The organism is Streptomyces sp. NPDC001450, from assembly GCF_053597295.1.
This window is the reverse complement of the sequence record NZ_JBSFHY010000044.1, coordinates 1-21,388: the sequence shown is the minus strand read 5'-3', so window position 1 is coordinate 21,388 and position 21,388 is coordinate 1. Positions and strand designations below refer to the sequence as shown.

General features: G+C 71.9%; 18 protein-coding genes. 4 read left to right on the top strand and 14 right to left on the bottom strand.

Annotated features, from left to right (window positions below; all coding sequences use genetic code 11):
* Positions 1-29: 29 nt before the first annotated feature.
* The 4 genes from ACWC5O_RS36530 to lipB all read right to left on the bottom strand — a co-directional run bounded on the left by ACWC5O_RS36530 (position 30) and on the right by lipB (position 3,127).
* Entirely contained in the window at positions 30-731 is a 702-nt protein-coding gene (locus ACWC5O_RS36530; protein ID WP_450590266.1) for a DUF4191 domain-containing protein, read from the bottom strand.
* Between the two features lie 62 nt (positions 732-793).
* Positions 794-991 (bottom strand): SCO2195 family GlnR-regulated protein, encoded by a 198-nt coding sequence (locus tag ACWC5O_RS36525; protein ID WP_450590267.1) that lies wholly within the window; start codon positions 989-991, stop codon positions 794-796.
* A gap of 225 nt (positions 992-1,216) precedes the next feature.
* Complete coding sequence (gene lipA, locus ACWC5O_RS36520; RefSeq protein ID WP_450590268.1) at positions 1,217-2,206, bottom strand: lipoyl synthase; 990 nt, start codon at positions 2,204-2,206, stop codon at positions 1,217-1,219.
* 123 nt (positions 2,207-2,329) lie between these two features.
* Entirely contained in the window at positions 2,330-3,127 is a 798-nt protein-coding gene (gene lipB, locus ACWC5O_RS36515; protein WP_450590269.1) for a lipoyl(octanoyl) transferase LipB, read from the bottom strand.
* Between the two features lie 238 nt (positions 3,128-3,365).
* Here lipB and ACWC5O_RS36510 point away from each other — a divergent pair, with 238 nt between their 5' ends.
* Complete coding sequence (locus ACWC5O_RS36510) at positions 3,366-4,829, top strand: regulator (protein ID WP_450590270.1); 1,464 nt, start codon at positions 3,366-3,368, stop codon at positions 4,827-4,829.
* Between the two features lie 4 nt (positions 4,830-4,833).
* Here ACWC5O_RS36510 and ACWC5O_RS36505 read toward each other — a convergent pair whose 3' ends face one another.
* Both ACWC5O_RS36505 and ACWC5O_RS36500 read right to left on the bottom strand, forming a co-directional pair.
* Positions 4,834-6,198: an NAD(P)/FAD-dependent oxidoreductase gene (locus ACWC5O_RS36505; protein WP_450590271.1), complete on the bottom strand. Its 1,365-nt coding sequence runs from the start codon at positions 6,196-6,198 to the stop codon at positions 4,834-4,836.
* Between the two features lie 216 nt (positions 6,199-6,414).
* Complete coding sequence (locus ACWC5O_RS36500; protein WP_450590272.1) at positions 6,415-7,308, bottom strand: TIGR01777 family oxidoreductase; 894 nt, start codon at positions 7,306-7,308, stop codon at positions 6,415-6,417.
* 83 nt (positions 7,309-7,391) lie between these two features.
* Between ACWC5O_RS36500 and ACWC5O_RS36495 the strand changes: the two genes are divergently transcribed.
* Positions 7,392-7,880 (top strand): N-acetyltransferase family protein, encoded by a 489-nt coding sequence (locus ACWC5O_RS36495; RefSeq protein ID WP_450590273.1) that lies wholly within the window; start codon positions 7,392-7,394, stop codon positions 7,878-7,880.
* A gap of 6 nt (positions 7,881-7,886) precedes the next feature.
* Here ACWC5O_RS36495 and ACWC5O_RS36490 read toward each other — a convergent pair whose 3' ends face one another.
* On the bottom strand, positions 7,887-9,080 hold the full coding sequence (locus tag ACWC5O_RS36490; RefSeq protein WP_450590274.1) for a MarP family serine protease: 1,194 nt from the start codon (positions 9,078-9,080) through the stop codon (positions 7,887-7,889).
* Positions 9,081-9,277: 197 nt separating this feature from the next.
* Between ACWC5O_RS36490 and ACWC5O_RS36485 the strand changes: the two genes are divergently transcribed.
* Both ACWC5O_RS36485 and ACWC5O_RS36480 read left to right on the top strand, forming a co-directional pair.
* The gene (locus ACWC5O_RS36485; RefSeq protein ID WP_450590275.1) at positions 9,278-10,141 is read left to right on the top strand and encodes a peptidoglycan recognition protein family protein; all 864 of its coding nucleotides are present in this window, start codon (positions 9,278-9,280) and stop codon (positions 10,139-10,141) included.
* Positions 10,142-10,206: 65 nt separating this feature from the next.
* A complete protein-coding gene (locus ACWC5O_RS36480; RefSeq protein WP_450590276.1) occupies positions 10,207-10,410 on the top strand; it encodes a hypothetical protein in 204 nt (67 codons plus the stop codon).
* On the opposite strand, the gene ACWC5O_RS36475 is transcribed toward ACWC5O_RS36480, so the two are convergent.
* From ACWC5O_RS36475 to ACWC5O_RS36445, 7 genes are all read right to left on the bottom strand, one after another.
* Positions 10,400-10,918, bottom strand: a complete 519-nt coding sequence (locus ACWC5O_RS36475; protein WP_450590304.1) for a DUF4240 domain-containing protein — start codon at positions 10,916-10,918, stop codon at positions 10,400-10,402. The genes ACWC5O_RS36480 and ACWC5O_RS36475 overlap by 11 nt on opposite strands.
* Before the next feature lie 66 nt (positions 10,919-10,984).
* Complete coding sequence (locus tag ACWC5O_RS36470) at positions 10,985-11,971, bottom strand: helix-turn-helix transcriptional regulator (protein WP_450590277.1); 987 nt, start codon at positions 11,969-11,971, stop codon at positions 10,985-10,987.
* Between the two features lie 76 nt (positions 11,972-12,047).
* Positions 12,048-14,759, bottom strand: coding sequence for a pyruvate dehydrogenase (acetyl-transferring), homodimeric type (aceE, locus tag ACWC5O_RS36465; protein WP_450590278.1), 2,712 nt, complete (start codon positions 14,757-14,759; stop codon positions 12,048-12,050).
* 286 nt (positions 14,760-15,045) lie between these two features.
* Positions 15,046-15,669 (bottom strand): GntR family transcriptional regulator, encoded by a 624-nt coding sequence (locus tag ACWC5O_RS36460; RefSeq protein WP_450590279.1) that lies wholly within the window; start codon positions 15,667-15,669, stop codon positions 15,046-15,048.
* Between the two features lie 200 nt (positions 15,670-15,869).
* Complete coding sequence (gene sucB / locus ACWC5O_RS36455; RefSeq protein ID WP_450590280.1) at positions 15,870-17,636, bottom strand: 2-oxoglutarate dehydrogenase, E2 component, dihydrolipoamide succinyltransferase; 1,767 nt, start codon at positions 17,634-17,636, stop codon at positions 15,870-15,872.
* Positions 17,637-17,698: 62 nt separating this feature from the next.
* Positions 17,699-19,087: a dihydrolipoyl dehydrogenase gene (gene lpdA, locus ACWC5O_RS36450; protein ID WP_450590281.1), complete on the bottom strand. Its 1,389-nt coding sequence runs from the start codon at positions 19,085-19,087 to the stop codon at positions 17,699-17,701.
* A gap of 290 nt (positions 19,088-19,377) precedes the next feature.
* Positions 19,378-20,904, bottom strand: a complete 1,527-nt coding sequence (locus ACWC5O_RS36445) for a leucyl aminopeptidase (RefSeq protein ID WP_450590282.1) — start codon at positions 20,902-20,904, stop codon at positions 19,378-19,380.
* Positions 20,905-21,388 lie beyond the last annotated feature (484 nt).

The window sequence follows — 21,388 nt, the reverse complement described above, 5'->3', positions numbered from 1 at the left end:
CGGGCGCCCCCTTTCTCGTACGAGGGGGACTAGCGGGCCTTCGGCCCGCCCTTCGGCATCCGCATGCCCTTCGGCATCGGACCCTTCGGCAGCGGCATGTTGCTCATCAGGTCGCCCATGGCGCGCAGCCGGTCGTTGGTGGCGGTCACCTGGGGGCCGGTCAGCACGCGCGGGTACTTCAGCATGGTCGTGCGCAGCTTCTTGAGCTCGATCTGGCCCTCGCCGTTGCCCACGATCACGTCGTGCACCGGCACGTCCGCCACGATGCGGTTCATCTTCTTCTTCTCGGCGGCCAGCAGGCTCTTCACCCGGTTCGGGTTGCCCTCGGCGACCAGCACGATGCCGGCCTTGCCGACCGCCCGGTGCACCACGTCCTGGCTGCGGTTCATCGCCACCGCCGGAGTCGTCGTCCAGCCCCGGCCGATGTTGTCCAGCACGGCCGCGGCGGCGCCCGGCTGGCCCTCCATCTGCCCGAACGCGGCCCGCTCGGCGCGGCGGCCGAAAACGATCGCCGTCGCCAGGAAGGCCAGCAGCAGGCCCAGGATGCCGAGATAGACCGGGTGGCCGATCAGGAAGCCGATCGCGAGGAAGACACCGAGGGTGCCGATACCGACGGCCGCCAGCACAAGACCGATCTTCTTGTCGACCTTGCTGGTCATCTTGTACGTAAGGGCGATCTGCTTCAGTCGCCCTGCGTTCGCGGCGTCCGCCGCGGTTTCCTTCCTCGCCATGCCACGAAGTCTACGTGCCCCCGGGAGTGCCCACGACGGCAGTGCCCGGTGGGGGAGAGGTTTCAGGAGCGGGTGGCGGCCTGCTCGAGCACGCGCTGCGCCTCGACCCGGTCCTTGGCGCGGCGGCGGTCCTCCAGCACGGAGGTCCAGGCGTTGCGGCGGGCGGTGCGCTGGCCGCCGCTCATGAGCAGGGACTCGACGGCGCGGAGCGCGTCGGCGAAGGACGGAATGGCGGTGGCGCGGACGGGCGCGGCCTGCATGATCGAGGTCCCCCCTCGGTCGGGTGTACGTCGCGTGATATCAGAGTCACTGATTGGTGTTACCAGGGCGTGACCGACCGGTCAAACGCCAATGAAGCCTTGATACGGAGCGCCGAAACACCTACGCGGCCCTGACGTCGCCCTCATCAGCGAGGACGGTCAGGACCGCGTGGACTCGGCCATTACTGGCCAGTAATAGCTTGTGCGTGAATTCACACAGCCTGATCACACAGCCTGGCCGGCGACGTACGAGACGCCCCTCTGCGGAGCGGCTGACTGACGCTGTTCGATCGCCATCTGGTACAGGCGTCCGGCGCGGTACGAGGACCGGACCAGCGGACCGGACATCACACCGGAGAAGCCGATCTGCTCGGCCTCCTCCTTCAGCTCCACGAACTCCTGCGGCTTCACCCAGCGCTCCACCGGGTGGTGGCGCACGGAGGGGCGCAGGTACTGGGTGATGGTGACCAGCTCGCAGCCCGCCTCGTGCAGCTGCCTGAGCGCCTCGCTGACCTCCTCGCGGGTCTCGCCCATGCCGAGGATCAGGTTGGACTTGGTGACCAGGCCGAAGTCGCGGGCCTCGGTGATGACCTTCAGCGAGCGCTCGTAGCGGAAGCCGGGGCGGATCCGCTTGAAGATCCGCGGCACGGTCTCGACGTTGTGCGCGAAGACCTCGGGACGGGAGGAGAAGACCTCGGCGAGCTGCTCGGGGATCGCGTTGAAGTCGGGGGCCAGCAGCTCGACCTTCGTGCGGCCGGCCTCGCGCCCGGCGGTCTGCTGGTGGATCTGGCGCACGGTCTCGGCGTACAGCCAGGCGCCGCCGTCCTCCAGGTCGTCGCGGGCGACGCCGGTGATGGTGGCGTAGTTCAGGTCCATGGTGACCACGGACTCGCCGACGCGGCGCGGCTCGTCACGGTCGAGGGCTTCGGGCTTGCCGGTGTCGATCTGGCAGAAGTCGCAGCGCCGGGTGCACTGGTCGCCGCCGATGAGGAAGGTCGCCTCGCGGTCCTCCCAGCACTCGTAGATGTTCGGGCAGCCGGCTTCCTGGCAGACGGTGTGCAGACCCTCGCTCTTCACGAGCTTCTGCATCTCCGTGTATTCGGGGCCCATTTTCGCCCGGGTCTTGATCCACTCGGGCTTGCGCTCGATGGGGGTCTGGCTGTTGCGGACCTCCAGGCGCAGCATCTTGCGTCCGTCGGGTGCGACTGCGGACACGACCGGCTCCCTGCTGATTGCTTAGACGTAGTCTTCGATTCTTCGGCGTACACCAGCGTACGCCCGTGCTAACTGAGCCCTACTCGTGAGGTCAACCTCACAGCCATGGGGCGCATTCCCCGATCAGGCCGGCGCCTTCTCGATCACTCTCGGCTTCGGTTCCGCGTTCTCCAGGATGTCCCTCAGGTGGCGCTCCACCACCGGCAGGACCTCCTCGATGGTGATGTCGCGGCCCAGCTCGCCCGCCAGGGAGGCCACGCCGGCGTCCCGGATGCCGCACGGGATGATCCGGTCGAACCAGCGGTTGTCCGGGTTCACGTTGAAGGAGAAGCCGTGCATCGTGACGCCCTTGGCGACGCGGATGCCGATCGCGGCGATCTTGCGGTCCTCGCGGCGCTGGCCGGCGTTGGAGGGGGCGTACTCCGGGCCGTTCAGGCGGGGGTCGAACTCCTCGTCGTGCAGCCGCGGGTCGAAGTCGAGGGAGAGTCCGCCGAGGGCCGGCCGCTGCTCGACCGGGTCGCCGAGCACCCACACGCCGCTGCGGCCCTCGACCCGGGTGGTCTCCAGGCCGTACTCGGCGCAGGTGCGGATGAGCGCCTCCTCGAGGCGGCGCACGTGGGCGACGACGTCCACCGGGCGGGGCAGCTTCTGGATCGGGTAGCCCACCAGCTGACCGGGACCGTGCCAGGTGATCTTGCCGCCGCGGTCCACGTCGATGACCGGGGTGCCGTCCAGCGGACGCTCGCTGTCCTCGGTGCGGCGGCCCGCCGTGTACACCGGGGGGTGCTCCAGGAGCAGCACGGTGTCGGGGGCCTCGTCGGCGAACCGGGCCGCGTGCACCCGGCGCTGCTCGTCCCACGCCTCCTGGTAGTCGACGGCGTCCGCGCCGAACCCCATGTGGACGAACCGCAACTCACTCACGGCAAGCGCCTCCCTCAGCGATGGGTGTGTCAGGCACGTAACGCGCCCACGCCACTGTACGTCCGACCCGCGAACGTCAGCCCTGGAGGCAATCCTCACACGATCGGATGAATGCGTGGCGAAGCATGTGATCGTCTACTCACCCTCCGCTACATTCGCGCCGTCCACGAGGCCATAAGGGCTGCTCACAGGCAATCCCGGCACTTCAGGCGCCGGAAGGCAGGAGACCGCACCGCAGATGACGGACCGACCCGCGCAGCGCACCCCCAACCGCCAGCTCGCCGCGCTCATCGCAGAGGCGGGGTTCTCCAACGCGGGTCTGGCCCGTCGCGTCGACCAGCTCGGTCTGGAGCACGGGCTGGACCTCAGATACGACAAGACCTCGGTCACCCGCTGGCTGCGCGGGCAGCAGCCCCGGGGCACCACCCCCGCCCTGATCGCCGAGGTGTTCACGCGCCGGCTCGGGCGCCGGCTCACGGCCCAGGATCTCGGCCTGGACGCCTGTGCGCCGGTCTACGCCGGGCTCGAGTTCGCGGCCACCCCCGAGGAGGCCGTCGACATCGTCAGCGGGCTGTGGCGCAAGGACTCCGGCAGTCACGCCGAGCTGCGCAAGATCGCCTTCACCCCGGCCGGGCTGGTCGTGCCCAGCCGGGACTGGCTGATCGGCAAGGCCGACGACAGGGTGGCCCGGGAGCCCGCGCCCCGGGTGCCCGCCCAGGCTCGCCCCGCCGCCAGGGACCGGCCGGAGGCCGTACCGGCCCCGCCCCGGCCCCGCGGACACGCCGCGCGTGCCCCCGGCCACAAGGTCACCGGCGGTGACATCGCCGCGCTGCGCTCGGTCGGCGAGCTGTTCCGCACCCTCGACGACGCCTATGGCGGCGGCCACGCCCGGCAGGCCCTCGTGCGCTACCTGGAGCACGAGTGCGAGCCGATGCTGCGCGGCGCCTACGACGAGCAGACCGGCCGCCGCCTGTTCGCCGCGGCCGCCGACCTCACCCGGCTGGCCGGCTGGACCTCGTACGACATCGCGGCGCACGGACTCGCCCAGCGCTACTTCGTACAGGCCCTGCGCCTCGCCCAGGCGGCCGGTGACCGGTCCTACGGCTCCTACGTGCTGGTCACCATGAGCCGTCAGGCCGTCTACCTCGGGCACGGCAGGGAGGCCGTACAGCTGGCGCGAGTGGCCCAGCAGGGCGTCGGCACAGGCGCGACGCCGGTCGTGCAGGCGCTGCTGCACGCCTCCGAGGCCCGCGCGCACGGGGTGCTCGGGGAGGTGCGGGCGTGCACCGGGGCGCTGGTGCGGGCCGAGCGCGCCCTGGAGGCGGCCCGGCCCGGGGACGAGGTGCCGTACTGGGCCCGGTTCTTCGACGAGGCGCAACTCGCCGACGAGTTCGGGCACTGCCACCGCGACCTGCAGCAGTTCCGGGCGGCCGCCCAGCACGCGGAGCGCTCCCTCCAGCTGCGCGCCCCCTCCTACGCCCGCAGCCGCCTGTTCTGCCGGGTCGTCCTCGCCACCGCCCGGCTCGGCCTCGGCGAACTCGACCAGGCCTGCGTCCTGGCCGCCGAGGCCGCCGGCCAGGCGGCGGAGATGCGCTCCGCGCGCGCGATCGAGTACGTCAAGGACTTCGAGCGCCGCCTGGAGCCGTACAGGGACGCGGCACCAGTGAGGGGGTACCGGGAGAAGGTCGCCGCGCTGGGCTGAGCGCCTAGGCCGCTCGTGGCAGCGTGGGTGCCGGATCCGCCCTGTGCATCGGGCCCGCCGCTCCCAGGTCCGCCAGGATCGCCGCCGCGGCCCGGTGGGCCGAGTGCAGGGCGCCCTGGACGGTGCTGGTGTCGCGGTGGTCGCCGCAGACGTACAGGCCGGCCAGCAGGCGCACCGGGCGGCGCAGGTCGTGCGGGGGACGCATCGCCGGTACCGCCTGCGGGGTGTGGTGCACGGCGAGCGTCTCCCAGCGGCGCGTCGAGGCGCCGTAGAGCCGCGAGAGGTGGATGCGGACGGCGGTGTCGACGTCGCCGGGCGGGGTGCCCAGCACGGTCGACGAGATCAGCACCCGGCCGGCCGGCGCGCGGCTCGGGTCGACGTTGCTGAGCACCGCCGTGTGCGCGACCGGTCCGCCGCGGTCGGCGTCCAGCAGCAGCGACGTGCCCGTCGCGAGGACCGCGGCCGGCTCGTCCGTGGTGTGGTGAACGACCGTCATCGGGTGGAAGTCCGGCACCCTGAGCCCCGGCAGCAGCTCGGCCGCGGCCCGCGCGTCGGTCGCCAGCAGCACCGCACGGCAACGGATCTCACCGTGCTCGGCCGTGGTCACCGAGGTCGTGGACACGGAGGTGACCCGCACCCCGGTGCGCACGGTCCCGGGCGGCAGCGCGCCGGCCAGCAGCTCCGGCAGCACCTCCGCACCGCCCTCCGGCACGCACAGCCGGCCACTCGCGAAGGAGTGCAGCGCCAGGTCGGCGCACCGGCTGGACGTGGTCAGCTCCGGGTCGCACAGCAGCGCGGCGAGCAGCGGACGCAGGAAGCCGTCGATCGTCCGGGCGGGCACCCCGCGGGCCGCGAGGGCCTGTGCGGCGGGCAGTTCGGGCCGGGACAGCAGGCGTTCGACGGGGGTGGCGGCGATCCGGCCCAGGGCGGTGCCCAGGCGGGCCTGGTCGACCGCGCCGCCCACCGGCGCACCGGCCCGGCCCGGCGCGGCCGCCGGGCCCCTGGGGGCGCTCGCCAGGGCGCGCACCACATGGAGTGCGCCCCTTGCGCTCCTTCCGGTCGCCGGTGCGCCCGCGCGGTGGGTGCGCCCGTCGCGGTGCAGCAGCACGCCCGGCGCGAAGCGGCGCAGGGTGAGTGAGCCGAGCCCCGCGGTGCGGCGGAGCTCGGGATAGGACGTGGACAGCAGCTGTCCGATGCGGTCGAGCCGGAAGCCGTCGACCTTCTCGGTCGACATGCGGCCGCCCACGTAAGGGGCGGCCTCCAGGACTGTGGTCGTTACTCCTGCGCTGGTGAGCCGATGAGCCGCCGAGAGTCCGGCGATTCCGGCTCCCACGATGACGACGTCCACCTGGTACGCGGGCTCAAGCACGAGGCCCCTCCTGTGGTTGCGCGGCCGGTGGAGACGTCATGCCCCCAACAGGCTCCAGGGATACCCGAGTTCGGGTCGAGGTTAGGGCCGCGATCGGTCAGGAACAGTCGCGCATCAACAGGGCACGGTCGCACGACGGTCGCATACGCTCACAAGAGGTCGCAGGAGATCCCAGGAGCTTCCTGACGTCATGTCAGCCGAGTGGACGGCGTCCTCTCAGGCCGCGCGGATCGCGTCCTCGATCCCTGGGAACGCGAAGGTGAACCCCGACTCCAGCAGCCGCTTCGGCACCACCCGCAGGCTGCCCAGCACCTCCCCGGCCATCTCGCCCAGCACCGTCCGCAACACCGGCTCCGGGACGGCGAACAGCGTCGGCCGGTGCAGCACTCTCCCCATCGCCTCGGTGATCTCACGGTTCGTCAGCGGCTGGGGCGCGGTCAGGTTGAACGGCCCGGACAGCGTGTCGTGGTCGACGAGATACCGGATCGCGGCGACCTCGTCGTGCAGCGCGATGTACGACCAGTACTGCTGTCCGTCGCCCATCCGCCCCCCGAGCCCCGCCTTGAACAGCGGGAACAAGCGCCCCCAGGCCCCGCCGCCGCGCGCCACCACCAGCCCCGTGCGCGCGAACACCGTCCGTACGCCCGCCTCCTGCACGGGCGCCGCCGCCTCTTCCCACTCCACGCACAGCGACGGCAGAAACCCGTCCCCGGGTGGCGTGTCCTCGTCCACGGCCCGGTCACCGGTCTCGCCGTAGATGCCGATCGCGCTGCCGCTCACGAAGACCCGCGGCGGTGTGTCCAGCGAGGCCACCGCCTCCGCCAGCGCCGCAGTCCCGAGCACCCGGCTGTCCCGGACCAGCCGCTTGTACTCCGGTGTCCAGCGCCGGTCGCCGATTCCCGCACCCGCGAGGTTGACCACCGCGTCACAGCCGGCCAGCCCGGCCGCGTCCACCTGCTGCCGCTCGGGGTCCCAGCGGACCTCGCTCCCGTCCCGGGGCGCACGGCGGACCAGACGCACCACCTCGTGCCCGTCCGCGGTCAGGGACCGTACCAGGGCGCTGCCGATGAGACCGGACGCACCGGCCACGGCGATTCTTGAAAGTTCCATGACCCCAGCATGCGCCGCAGACCTGCAGGATGCGCGTAAAACGCGTGGGTCGGGGCGTCATCCGCCGTCATAGGGTGGCCGTCATGCCGGAGCCGTCCATACGCATCGCCCTGCCGGCCGACGACGAGGACCTGACCCTCCTCGACAAGGCCACGTGGTCCACCCTGCACGCGGTCATGCCGGAGCCGCAGCCGCCGTACGACCCCTTCTTCAGCGAGCGGCACAGCCCCGAGGACACGCTCGTCGCCGAACTCGACGGACGCCTCGTCGGTTATGTCCGCCTCGGCTTCCCGACCTCGCTCGCCGTGAACGCGCACGTACGGCAGATCCAGGGACTCGCCGTCCATGCCGACGCCCGCGGCAGGGGCGTCGGCCGGGCGCTGGTCCGGGCCGCGATCGAGGAGGCGCGCAGGCGCGACGCACGTCGCATCACCCTGCGCGTGCTCGGGCACAACACCCTGGCGCGCAGGCTCTACGAGGCCGAGGGGTTCGTGGTCGAGGGCGTCCTGCCGGAGGAGTTCCTGCTCGACGGCGTGTACGTCGACGACGTGTTCATGGGTCGTGCCCTGTGAGCCGCCCTACGACGTGACCAGCCGGCCCGTGTCCACCGGAGCGGTCGCCGTGGCCGCGCGCCCGGCGTCGCTCGCCACCTCGGCCGCCGTCAGCACGTACCCCGTCTCGGCGTCCGAGGTGGAGCGGGCGAAGACCACACCGAACACCCGCCCGTCGGTGGTCAGCAGCGGGCCGCCGGAGTTGCCCGGCCGGACCGTCGAGCGGATCGAGTAGATCTCCCGGGTGACCGTGTGGTTGTTGTAGATGTTCTGGCCGGTCGCACGCACCCGGTTCGCCACCGTCGCCGCCTGCAGGTTCAGGCTCCCGTCCTGCGGATAGCCCGCGACCACCGCCGAGTCCCCGCGCGTGGCGTTCCGGTCGAACCGCAGCACCGGGGCGCGCAGTTGGGGCACGTACAGCACCGCCACGTCCCGGTCCGCGTCGAAGAGCACCACCCGGGCCTCGTACGACCGCCCGACCCCGCCCACCCGCACACTCGGGTGGTCGATGCCCGCCACCACGTGGGCGTTCGTCATCACGTGCCGCGGCGTGTACACGAAGCCGCTGCCCTCCCGGCCCTCGGTGCCGGAGGCGCCCTCGATCTTCACCGTGCTCCGCTTGGCGGCCTCGGTCGCGGCCGGCGTGACACTGTCGCCCGTGGGCCGGGGCACCTGGGCCGTCGACTCGTTCTCGAACGGGTTGAAGACCTGCGGGAAGCCCGCCTCGGTCAGCGCGGACGTCGCCCGCGAGAACCACACGGGGGTCGTCGCCGGCATCGTCTGCTGCACCGCGCCCAGCAACGCGGAGTTCCGTATGGCCGTCGTCAGGGTCTGCGACGAGGAGGCGCCCAGCACGCTCGCCGCGACCCAGGCCACTATCAGCACCGCGACCGAGTTGGCCGCCGCACCCCCTATCCCGTCCGCCACCCGCAGCGGACCCCGGCCCTCCCGGTCCAGCTCCCGGCGCAGCCGCAGCGCCAGCCGGCCCGCCAGCTCATGCCCCACCACCCCCGGCACCAGCACCGTCAGCACCGCCAGCACGGTCGCGGCCGCCGACCCGCGCGCCACCATGCCGGTCACCCACGGCAGCACCCACACACCGACGACCGCGCCGCCCACGAACCCGGCCAGGGACACGCATCCGGCCACCAGCCCGCGCCGGTAACCGGACGCCGCGTACACGAGGATCACCAGTGCGAGCACCAGGTCGAGCAGGTCCACGGAGCCGCCTTTCTCTCGGATCCCCTCATACGGCCGGGACGGGCCCGATGATCAGTCACGCGCGCGAGAGCGGCCACCGGGCGGCGAACCGGCCACGTGTGCGTGTATCCCCAGAAACGTCCTCCACGAGGACGATGGTTCCACCGGGTGGCACAGCACACATCGCGGGCACGGCGGACCGGCCCGACAGTGGGCTCATGCCTGTCTTCCGAAGATCGCGTGGGGCGCGGAAGCGGCGGGCCGTGCGCGTGCCCGGCGCCGTACTGGTGGTGCTGGGATGCCTGCCCGGCCTGACCGCCGTCCTCACGCTGGTCCTGTGCGCCCGCGGTGTCGAGCGCCCTGTCACGGTCCGGCTCGGCCGGCCCGCGGCGGACCGGCCCCAGCAGGCCCACCACGCCCCGCGGCCGCGGATCGTGCCCCGCTCCGCCTGGCTGGACCGCACCGCGGCCAGGCGCAGCCAGCCGCCCCCGCGCTACGACGACAAGGTGGTCGCCGTCTTCGTCCACCACACCGACTCGCCCAACCGGTACGCCTGCGCCGAGGCACCCCGCATCATCCGCGACCTGTACGTCGGCCAGACCGGCCCCCGCCGCTGGGACGACATCGGCTACAACTTCCTCGTCGACCGCTGCGGCACCATCTACGAGGGCCGCGCCGGAGGCGTCGAGCGGCCCGTCACCGGCGCCCACACCCAGGGCTTCAACCACCGCACCACCGGCATCGCCGCCCTCGGCACGTTCACCGCCGGCGTCCCCGTGCCGCAGGCCATGACCGACGCGATCGCGGCCCTCACCGCCTGGAAGCTCGGCCTCGCCGACGTCGACCCGCGCTCCCGCACCCGCCTGGTCTCCAGCAACGGCCTCAGCCGCTACAAGGCCGGCAGCACCGCCACGCTGCCCGCCGTGGCCGGCCACAACGACGGCTTCATGACCAGTTGCCCGGGCGCCGCCCTGACCGCCCGGCTCCCGGAGATCAGGCAGACCGCGGCCCGCCTCCAGGGCCGTGTCCCGCCCGGACGCGTGCCCACAGGAACGCCACAGGCGGCTCACCGCACCCCCTGAGGTCGCCGCCCTACCGTCGAGGCACGCACTCAGCGGGAGATGCGCCGACTGGAGGTGGGGAGACGATGAGCGGTCGTACACGGCAGCGGGACGAGCAGGCCCGGCGGTCCGGGCCCGCGGCCTCCGTGTGGGCCCGGGCGGTGCGCCGCCCCTGGACCGTCGTCTGCGTGGTCGCGGCGGTCGTGGTCGGACCGGCCGCCGCGACGGCCTCGGCACTCGACCGGGCCAACGCCGCGCCGCCGTTGCACGCGCCCGGAGTCAGCTCTTGAAACGCGCCGAAAGCCGGGGATACAGCTCGGCGAGGGCCGCCTCGTTCTCGAAGTCGATCGGGGTGCCCTCCGGTTCGGCGGGAGCGGCCGAGATGCCGAGGTCCGGGGCGACGGCGCCGGTGAGCTGCTCGTACGCCTCGTCCGCGGCGTACCCCAGCTCCTCGCCGTCGCCGTCGATCTCCTCGTCGAAGTCCTCCAGCAGCTCCGCCAGCGAGTCCGGGCTGTGCAGGGCGCCCTCGAAGACCTCCCGGCCCTGGCCGATGAGCCAGCAGCGGAAGTAGTCGAACGCGTCGTCGCTGGCCCCGCGCAGCAGCACCCAGGCGGCGCCCCACAGGTCCCAGTGGTAGGCGCGGTTGTAGCGGGACTCGAAGTGACGGGCGAAGTCCAGGACCGTCTCCGGGTCCAGCTGGAGCAGCCGGTCCACGAGCAGGTCGGCCTGCTCCTCGGGGTCGCCCTCGGCGGCCTGGCGGGTGGTGTCGATCAGCTCCCAGAACTCCGACTCTTCCATCACGGGTCCAGCATCGGGCCTGAGCCGGTGGGGCGCACGCGGAGTCGCGCGGAGTGCAGCGGATCGTTATGAGATGTCCCTCCGGCCGTAGCGCGCGGCGAGCCGGGCCGCGTCCGCCGCGCACCGCTCCCGCAGGCTTTCCGGCGCCAGCACCTCGGCCTCCGTGCCCAGCGCCGTCAGCTGGGTGTGCGCGACCTCCTCCGACTCCACCGGCACGGTCAGCGTCACCCACCCCTCGGCGTCCGGCTCGCCCACGCTCGTGAGCGCCTCGCGCGCGGAGAGCGGGTCGACGGCGTACGGCAGCCTGCGCACGCCGTCCGGGGACAGCCGTACGACGACCTCGGCGCGCAGGATCGACCGGGCGAACCGCTCGGCCTGCTCGGCCCAGTAGCGGGGCAGGTCGAACTCCGGATCACGGCTGAAGCGCTCGGCGCGGGCCTCGACGGCGTCGAAGCGGTCGATCCGGTACGTCCGGAAGGCGCCGCCGTCGGCCACCCGCGCGCACAGGTACCAGACACCCGCCTTCAGCACGAGCCCGTACGGCTCCAGCTCCCGCTCGACGGCCGCTTCCCCGCGCCGGTAGACGGCCCCGATCCGCCGGTCGTTCCACACCGCCTCGGCGATCACGGGCAGCAGCGCGGGTGTCTCCGGCTCCCGGAACCAGGCGGGCGCGTCCAGATGGAAACGCTGGGCGGCGCTGTCCGGGGCGTCCCGCAGGGAGGGCAGCAGCGCGGCGGAGACCTTCAGCCGGGCGGCGGAGGCGACGTCGTCCAGCCCCATCTCCCGCAGCGCCCCCGGCACCCCGCTCAGGAACAGGGCCTCGGCCTCGCTGCGCGCCAGCCCCGTCAGCCGCGTGCGGTACCCGCCGATCAGCCGGTACCCGCCGGCCCGCCCCCGGTCGGCGTACACCGGCACCCCGGCCTCCGACAGCGCCTGCGCGTCCCGCGTGACCGTCCGCTCCGACACCTCCAGCTCCCGGGCCAGCTCGGCGGCGGTCATGGAGGGCCGGGACTGGAGAAGGAGCACCATCTTGATGAGCCGCGCGGCACGCATGCGTTTCATGATGCCGGGAGCCACTGACAAAGAAGGGGTACGGCAACAGCCGTACCCCTTCCATGAACTCAGGTGACTACAGCCCGTACTTCTCCCGGGCTTCCTTCACCGCCGTCGCCTTGACCTCGCCGCGCTTGGCGAGCTGGGCCAGGGCCGCGACGACGATCGACCGGGCGTCGACGCCGAAGTGGCGGCGGGCCGCCTCGCGGGTGTCGGAGAGGCCGAAGCCGTCGGCGCCCAGCGAGGACCAGTCCTGCTCGACCCACTGCGCGATCTGGTCCGGGACCTGGCGCATGTAGTCGGAGACGGCCAGGACCGGGCCCTCCGCGCCCTGCAGCGCCTGGCGGACGAACGGCACGCGCTCCTCGCCGCGCAGCAGGGCCGCGTCGGCCTCCATCGCGTCGCGGCGCAGCTCGGACCAGGAGGTCGCGGACCACACGTCGGCGGCCACGCCCCACTCCTCGGCGAGCAGCTGCTGCGCCTCCAGGGCCCAGTGGATCGCCGTACCGGAGCCGAGCAGCTGGATGCGCGGGGCGTTGGCCGGGGCGGTCACGCCCGCGGACTCCGCCGTGTTGAAGCGGTACAGACCCTTGACGATGCCCTCGTCGATGCCGAGCCCGGCCGGCTTGGCCGGCTGCGGCAGCGGCTCGTTGTAGACCGTCAGGTAGTAGAAGACGTTCTGGTCCTCGCCCGGCTTGGCCTCGCCGTACATCCGGCGCAGACCCTCACGGACGATCACCGCGATCTCGTAGGCGAAGGCGGGGTCGTACGTCAGCGCCGCCGGGTTGGTGGCCGCGATCACCGGGGAGTGGCCGTCGGCGTGCTGGAGGCCCTCGCCCGTCAGGGTCGTACGGCCCGCGGTCGCGCCGACGAGGAAGCCGCGGCCGAGCTGGTCGCCGAGCTGCCACATCTGGTCGGCCGTGCGCTGCCAGCCGAACATCGAGTAGAAGATGTAGAAGGGGATCATCGCCTCGCCGTGCGTGGCGTACGCGCTGGACGCGGCGATGAAGTCGGCCATCGAACCGGCCTCGGTGATCCCCTCGTTGAGGATCTGGCCGTTCTTGGCCTCCTTGTAGTACATCAGCTGGTCGCGGTCGACCGGCTCGTACGTCTGGCCCTTGGGGGAGTAGATGCCCAGGGACGGGAAGAGGCTCTCCATACCGAAGGTGCGCGCCTCGTCGGGGACGATCGGCACCCAGCGCTTGCCGGTCTCCTTGTCGCGGACCAGGTCCTTGACCAGGCGGACGAAGGCCATGGTGGTGGCCACGTTCTGGGAACCGGAGCCCTTGTCGAAGGAGGCGAACGCCTTCTCGGCGGGCGCGGGCAGCGGGGCCAGCGCGTGCGTGCGGCGGGCCGGGGCCGGGCCGCCGAGGGCCGCGCGGCGCTCCTGGAGGTAGCGGACCTCGGGGGAGTCGGCGCCCGGGTGGCCGTAGGGCACCACGCCGTCGGCGAAGTCGCTGTCCTTGATCGGCAGCTCGAGCAGGTCCCGCATCGTCTTGAACTCGTCCACCGTCAGCTTCTTCATCTGGTGGTTGGCGTTCTTCGACGCGAAGCCCTCGCCGAGGGTGTGGCCCTTGACCGTCTGGGCCAGGATCACGGTCGGCGCGCCCTTGTGCTCGACGGCGGCCTTGTACGCGGCGTAGACCTTGCGGGCCTCGTGACCACCGCGGGAGAGGTGGAAGCACTCGAGGATCTTGTCGTCGCTCAGCAGCTTCGCCATCTCGGCGAGCGCCGGGTCCTTGCCGAAGAAGTCGGCGCGGATGTAGGCGGCGTCACGGGTCTGGTACGTCTGGATCTGCGCGTCCGGTACCTCGCGCAGGCGGCGTACCAGCGCGCCGGTCGTGTCGAGCTGGAACAGCTCGTCCCAGGCCGAGCCCCACAGCGTCTTGATGACGTTCCAGCCGGCGCCGCGGAACTGGGCCTCCAGCTCCTGCACGATCTTGAAGTTGGCGCGGACCGGGCCGTCGAGGCGCTGCAGGTTGCAGTTGATGACGAAGGTGAGGTTGTCCAGCTCCTCACGGGCGGCGAGCGCGAGGGCCGCCGTCGACTCCGGCTCGTCCATCTCGCCGTCGCCGAGGAACGCCCACACGTGCGAGGCGGAGACGTCCTTGATGCCGCGGTTGGTGAGGTAGCGGTTGAAGCGGGCCTGGTAGATCGCCGACAGCGGGCCGAGGCCCATCGACACCGTCGGGAACTCCCACAGCCAGGGCAGGCGGCGCGGGTGCGGGTAGGAGGGCAGGCCGTTGCCGCCGGACTCCTGGCGGAAGTTGTCGAGGTGGCCCTCGTTCAGCCGGCCGTCCAGGAAGGCGCGGGCGTAGATGCCGGGGGAGGCGTGGCCCTGGATGTACAGCTGGTCCCCGGAGCCGGCGGCCTCCTGGGATTCCTTGCCCTTGAAGAAGTGGTTGAAGCCGGTCTCGTAGAGCCAGGCCGCGGAGGCGAAGGTGGCGATGTGGCCGCCGACGCCGTACTTCGAGCCGCGGGTCACCATGGCGGCCGCGTTCCAGCGGTTCCAGGCGGTGATCCGGGCCTCCATCGCCTCGTCACCGGGAAGGCCCGGCTCGGCGGCGGTGGGGATGGTGTTGACGTAGTCGGTCTCGAGGAGCTTCGGCAGCGCGATGCCGCCCGCCTCGGCGCGCTCCAGCGTGCGACGCATCAGGTATGCGGCGCGGTGCGGCCCGGCCTCCCTGGCGACGGCGTCGAGGGAGGCCTGCCATTCGGCGGTCTCCTCCGGGTCGCGGTCGGGGAGCTGGTCGAGCGCGCTCGGCTGGATGGCGTTGGGGTCGGTCATGTCGCCGCCTTCCTCAGTCGAAGGGGGTTTCCCTCATCGGTAAGGGTTCGGGGGTGCCCTTGGTCTTTGGCAGGACAGGGCGGGCGGACTTCGGTGGCGGTGTCGATCTGCGACTCCGTCGCGTGTCCGTCGGCGACTGTAACTCCCTGATCGATGATCGATCAAAGGGTTCCGGGGCAAAACTTCTCGATTCCGAGAAAGTAGGCACCGGGTGCCTTTGAAATGGGCACCCGGTGCCGCATCTGACCGGGGTTTTCGCAGGTGAGCGACGGTGTGCTCGGGTGAATCAGGCCCTCGGGGCGCAGCCCAGGACGTGGGCCTTCACCAGCTCGGCGATGCGCGGATCCCGGCGCTTGAAGGCCTGCACCAGCTCCTCGTGCTCCTCCGCGTACGACTGCTGGACCGTGCCCAGCCAGCGGATCGACAGCGCCGTGAAGACCTCGATGCCCAGGCCCTCCCAGGTGTGCAGCAGCACCGAGTTGTTCGCCGCGCGGACCAGCTCGCGGTGGAAGCCGACCGTGTGGCGGACCTGGGCCGTGCCGTCGGCGTCGCGGTCGGCCTCGTACAGGGCGAGGACGTGGGGTTCCAGGGCCGAGCAGTCCTCCGCCAGGCGGTCGGCCGCCAGCTCCGCCGCGATGGCCTCCAGGCCGGCTCGGACGGGGTAGCTCTCCTCCAGGTCGGCCGCCGTCAGATTCCGTACGCGCACGCCCTTGTTCGGCGCGGACTCGATCAGCCGCAGGGACTCCAGCTCGCGCAGGGCCTCCCGGACCGGCGTCTGGCTGACCTCCAGCTCGGTGGCGATCCGTCGCTCCACGATGCGCTCGCCCGGCTGCCAGCGACCGCTGACGATTCCCTCCACGATGTGCTCGCGGATCTGTTCGCGCAGCGAGTGGATGACGGGGGCGGTCATGAGGGCTCCTTCGGGAGGGGCTGACGTTTAGACAATACGGCGGGTTCGCTCCGCGGGTAGGGCGCGTGGGGGTGCTTTGGTGCAGGTGAGACGAGGCTTACACGGCGGCAGCCGGGCAAGGAGCGCCTGACACGCAAACGTCGGTGCCCTTGCCCGGAACTTCCGGACAAGGGCACCAGTGTGTTGCGGCGGGGCGGCGACTACAGGCCGAGCTCGACCTCGAACTCGCCAGCCTCCAGGATCGCCTTGACCGCCGTCAGGTAACGGGCCGCGTCGGCGCCGTCGACCAGGCGGTGGTCGTAGGAGAGGGTCAGGTAGGTCATGTCGCGGACGCCGATGACCGTGCCCTCCTCGGTCTCGATGACGGCCGGACGCTTGACCGTGGCACCGATGCCGAGGATCGCGACCTGGTTCGGCGGCACGATGATCGTGTCGAACAGCGCGCCACGCGAACCGGTGTTGGAGATGGTGAAGGTCGCGCCGGACAGCTCGTCCGGGGTGATCTTGTTGGCGCGGACCTTGCCCGCCAGGTCGGCCGTGGCCTTGGCGATGCCGGCGATGTTCAGGTCGCCCGCACCCTTGATGACCGGGGTCATCAGGCCCTTCTCCGAGTCCACCGCGATACCGATGTTCTCGGTGTCGAAGTAGGTGATCGTGCCCTCGGCCTCGTTGATCCGGGCGTTGATGACCGGGTGGGCCTTCAGCGCCTGGGCGGCGGCCTTGACGAAGAACGGCATCGGGGAGAGCTTGACGCCCTCACGGGCCGCGAAGGAGTCCTTCGCCTTGGCGCGCAGCTTCATCAGGCGGGTGATGTCGACCTCGACGACCGACGACAGCTGGGCCTGCTCGTGCAGCGCCTTGACCATGTTGTCGCCGATGACCTTGCGGATGCGGGTCATCTTGACGGTCTGGCCGCGCAGCGGGGAGACCTCCAGCGCCGGGGCCTTCTTGGCGGCGGCATGGCCTCCGGCAGTCACGGCGGCCGGAGCCGGAGCAGCGGCGGCGGCCTTCGCGGCCTCGGCGGCGGCGATGACGTCCTGCTTGCGGATGCGGCCGCCGACGCCGGTGCCCTTGACGGTGGCCAGGTCGACGCCGTTCTCGGCGGCGAGCTTGCGCACCAGCGGGGTGACGTAGGCGCCCTCGTCGGTCGCCTGGGCGGCGGCCGGAGCGGCCGGAGCCGGGGTGACCGGAGCCGGAGCCACCGGCGCGGGGGCCGGGGCGGCGGCGACCGGGGCGGGCGCCGGAGCGGCCGGGGCCGGGGCGGCCGGAGCCACGGGGGCGGCCGGAGCCGGGGCCGGGGCAGCCGGGGCCGGAGCCGGCGCGGCGGGGGCCGGAGCGGCGGCCGGAGCCGCACCCGCGGCGCCGATGACGGCGAGCTTGGCGCCGACCTCGGCGGTCTCGTCCTCGCCGACCACGATCTCCAGCAGCACGCCGGAGGCGGGCGCCGGGATCTCGGTGTCGACCTTGTCCGTGGAGACCTCGAGCAGCGGCTCGTCGGCCTCGACGGACTCGCCGACCGACTTCAGCCAGCGGGTGACGGTGCCCTCGGTGACGGACTCACCGAGCGCGGGCAGGACCACGTCCGTGCCCTGGGCGCCACCGGCCGGGGCGGCCGCGGGGGCGGCCGGGGCCTCGGGGGCCGGGGCCGGAGCGGCGGGGGCCTCGGCGACGGGGGCCGGGGCCGGAGCCTCGGCGGCCGCGGGGGCCGGAGCGGCAGCGGGCGCGCCCGTGCCGTCGTCGATGACCGCCAGCTCGGCGCCGACCTCGACGGTCTCGTCCTCGGCGACCTTGATGGAGGCCAGCACGCCGGCGGCGGGCGAAGGGATCTCGGTGTCGACCTTGTCGGTCGAGACCTCGAGCAGCGGCTCGTCGGCCTCGACGCGTTCGCCTTCGGCCTTCAGCCAGCGGGTGACAGTGCCCTCGGTGACGCTCTCACCGAGCGCCGGAAGGGTTACGGAAACCGCCATGGTTTCGGTTTCTCCTTACGAATTTGCGGAAGTCTGTGTCGTCGCGCCCGTGGACCGAAGGCTCAGTCGTGGGAGTGCAGCGGCTTGCCGGCCAGCGCCAGGTGCGCCTCGCCCATCGCCTCGTTCTGCGTCGGGTGGGCGTGGATGAGCTGGGCGACCTCGGCCGGCAGCGCCTCCCAGTTGTAGATCAGCTGGGCCTCGCCGACCTGCTCGCCCATGCGGTCGCCGACCATGTGGACGCCGACCACGGCACCGTCCTTCACCTGGACGAGCTTGATCTCGCCCGCGGTGTTGAGGATCTTGCTCTTGCCGTTGCCCGCCAGGTTGTACTTCAGAGCGACGACCTTGTCCGCGCCGTAGATCTCCTTGGCCTTGGCCTCGGTGATACCGACGGAGGCGACCTCCGGGTGGCAGTACGTCACCCGCGGGACACCGTCGTAGTCGATCGGGACGGTCTTCAGACCGGCCAGACGCTCCGCGACCAGGATGCCCTCGGCGAAGCCGACGTGCGCGAGCTGGAGCGTCGGGACGAGGTCACCGACGGCGGAGATGGTCGCGACGTTGGTGCGCATGTACTCGTCGACGAGGACGTAACCGCGGTCCATGGCGACCCCGGCCTCCTCGTAGCCGAGGCCCTGGGAGACCGGGCCGCGGCCGACGGCGACGAGGAGGACCTCGGCCTCGAACTCCTTGCCGTCGGCGAGGGTGACCTTCACACCGTCCTGGGTGTACTCGGCCTTCTGGAAGAAGGTGCCCAGGTTGAACTTGATGCCGCGCTTGCGGAACGCGCGCTCAAGAAGTTTGGAGGAGTTCTCGTCCTCGACCGGGACGAGGTGCTTGAGGCCCTCGATGACCGTGACGTCCGAGCCGAAGGACTTCCACGCCGAGGCGAACTCGACGCCGATGACACCGCCGCCCAGGATGATCGCGGACTTGGGCACGCGGTCCAGGACGAGGGCGTGGTCCGAGGAGATGATCCGGTTGCCGTCGATCTCCAGGCCCGGCAGCGACTTCGGCACGGAGCCGGTCGCCAGCAGGACGTGGCGGCCCTGGACGCGCCGGCCGTTCACGTCGACGGAGGTCGGGGAGGACAGACGGCCCTCACCCTCGATGTAGGTCACCTTGCGGGAGGCGATGAGCCCCTGCAGACCCTTGTACAGGCCGGCGATGACACCGTCCTTGTACTTGTGGACGGCCGGGACGTCGATGCCCTCGAAGGTGGCCTTGACGCCGAACTGCGCGCTCTCGCGAGCCTGGTCGGCGATCTCGCCCGCGTGCAGCAGGGCCTTGGTGGGGATGCAACCCCGGTGCAGGCAGGTGCCGCCGACCTTGTCCTTCTCGATCAGGGCGACGTCCAGGCCCAGCTGCGCCCCGCGCAGGGCCGCGGCGTAACCACCGCTACCACCGCCGAGGATCACTAGGTCGAAAACGGTGCTGGCGTCGTTCGCCACGTCACGTCCTCCATGCATGTGCGCCGTACGCCGGTCTCCGATGACCGGCAGGCGGCTGGTGTCCGGCCGCTTGATGCTTCGGCCCTTCGGTGGGGGCCCTGTCCTGCCGGGCTCCATCTTTGCACTTGTTCGAGGCGGACGAGACGCCGGGCTGGAGTGTGAGACACCCCACGCTCACCTGAAAGGAAGGCTCGGGGCAGCCCGCAAAAGGGGCGCGGGGAACCGTGCGACCAGCCCCCACGCCCCGAAAGCCGTCGTACGACAGCCGGAACCGAGCCTTCAGGCGAACATCAGCCCAGGTCACCCGCGGCCGTGAGCTCGGCAAGCCGGACCAGCGTCCGCACGGCGGAGCCGGTACCACCCTTCGGCGTGTACCCGAACGCACCGCCCTCGTTGAACGCGGGGCCCGCGATGTCGAGGTGCGCCCAGGTGATCCCCTCGCCCACGAACTCGCGCAGGAACAGACCGGCGACCAGCCCGCCACCCATCCGCTCACCCATGTTCGCGATGTCGGCGACGGTGGAGTCCATCCCCTTGCGCAGGTGCTCCGGCAGCGGCATCGGCCACGCCGGCTCGCCCACATCCTCCGCGGCCTCGTACACCGCGGTACGGAAGGCGTCGTCGTTGGCCATGACACCGAACGTCCGGCTGCCCAGCGCCAGCATCATCGCGCCGGTCAGCGTGGCCACGTCCACGATCGCGTCCGGCTTCTCCAGCGAGGCCGCCCACAGCGCGTCGGCCAGGACCAGCCGGCCCTCGGCGTCGGTGTTGAGCACCTCGACGGTCTTGCCGCTGTACATGCGCAGCACGTCACCCGGACGCACGGCGGAGCCGGAGGGCATGTTCTCGGCCAGCGCCAGCCAGCCGGTGACGTTGACCTCCAGGCCGAGGCGGGCGGCGGCGACGACCGCGGCGAACACGGCGGCGGCACCGCTCATGTCGCACTTCATCGTCTCGTTGTGGCCGGCCGGCTTCAGCGAGATGCCGCCCGAGTCGTAGGTGATGCCCTTGCCGACGAAGGCCAGGTGCTTCTCCGCGTTCGGGTGCGTGTAGGTCAGCTTGACCAGGCGTGGGGTCGCGGCCGAACCGCCGCCGACGCCCAGGATGCCGCCGTAGCCGCCCTTGACCAGGGCCTTGTCGTCGAGCACCTGCACCTTGAGGCCGTGCTCCTTGGCCGCGGCCTGCGCCTCGGCGGCGAACGCCGCCGGGGTGAGGTCGTTCGGCGGCATGTTGATCAGGTCACGGGAGCGGTTCAGCTCCTCGGAGACCGCGACGGCCCGGGCCACGGCGCTCTTGTGGGCCGCGTCCCGCGGCTTGCCGCCGAGCAGCGCGGCCTCGGCCAGCGGCGCCTTGCCGTTCTTGGCCTTGGCGTCCTTGCCGGAGTCCTTGTACGTGTCGAAGGCGTAGGCGCCGAGCAGGACGCCCTCCCCGATCGCGCCGACGGCGCCCGGGCCGTCGACGGGCAGCGCGAACGCGGCCTTCTTGGACCCGGCGAGCGCCCGGGCGGCCACGCCGGCGGCCTTGCGCAGCGCCTCGGCGTCGTACCCGGCGTCCTTCTCGGGCTCCGCGCCCAGGCCCACCGCCACCACGAGCGGCGCCTTGAAGCCGGCCGGGGCGGGCAGCTTCGTCAGCTCGCCCTCGGCACCCGAGGCACCGAGGGTCTCCAGGACGCCGGCCAGCCTGCCGTCGTACGCGTTGTCCACGGCGTCGGCGCCCGGCGCGACGACGGGTCCCTTGGCGCCCTTGGCGACACCGATCACGATCGCGTCGGCCCGGAGGCCGGGCGCCGCGGCGGTGCTGAGAGTCAGAGCAGTCACGGTGGTGAAATCTCGCTTCCGATGTGAAGTTGCTGTGGCCGATGAGGGGTGGGTCGACCGGTCCCGAGAGCCGACCCTAGGTGCAGGCCTGGGGGCATGAGGCAACCGGGGCCTTCACCCTGTCGGCGAACACCCGTGACGAGACTACGCGCGTACGGCCGTTCGCTCATGCCTGCGGGTGTTCGCCTGTGCGTGGCGTCGTGGCCACTTCTCACCCCCGGAGGTCGGTGAGCTGAGTCACACTCATCAGGTTCCGGTGGGCCTGCTGTCCGCGGATTCGCATGATTTCCGCCGACCCTCCACGGTTTCGCCGCCTCGACGGACGTACGGAGCAACTCGCCCTCTCCGCAGGAGAGTTACGGCTTCGTTGCCCAGCCCCGCAGCGGCTTCACACGCTACGTCGACGTCTCCGTGCCCGGCGGCGCCGCCGGGCACGGCTGAGGGGGGGTGGGATTCACCCCCACCGCAGCACGGAGGCGCTGGT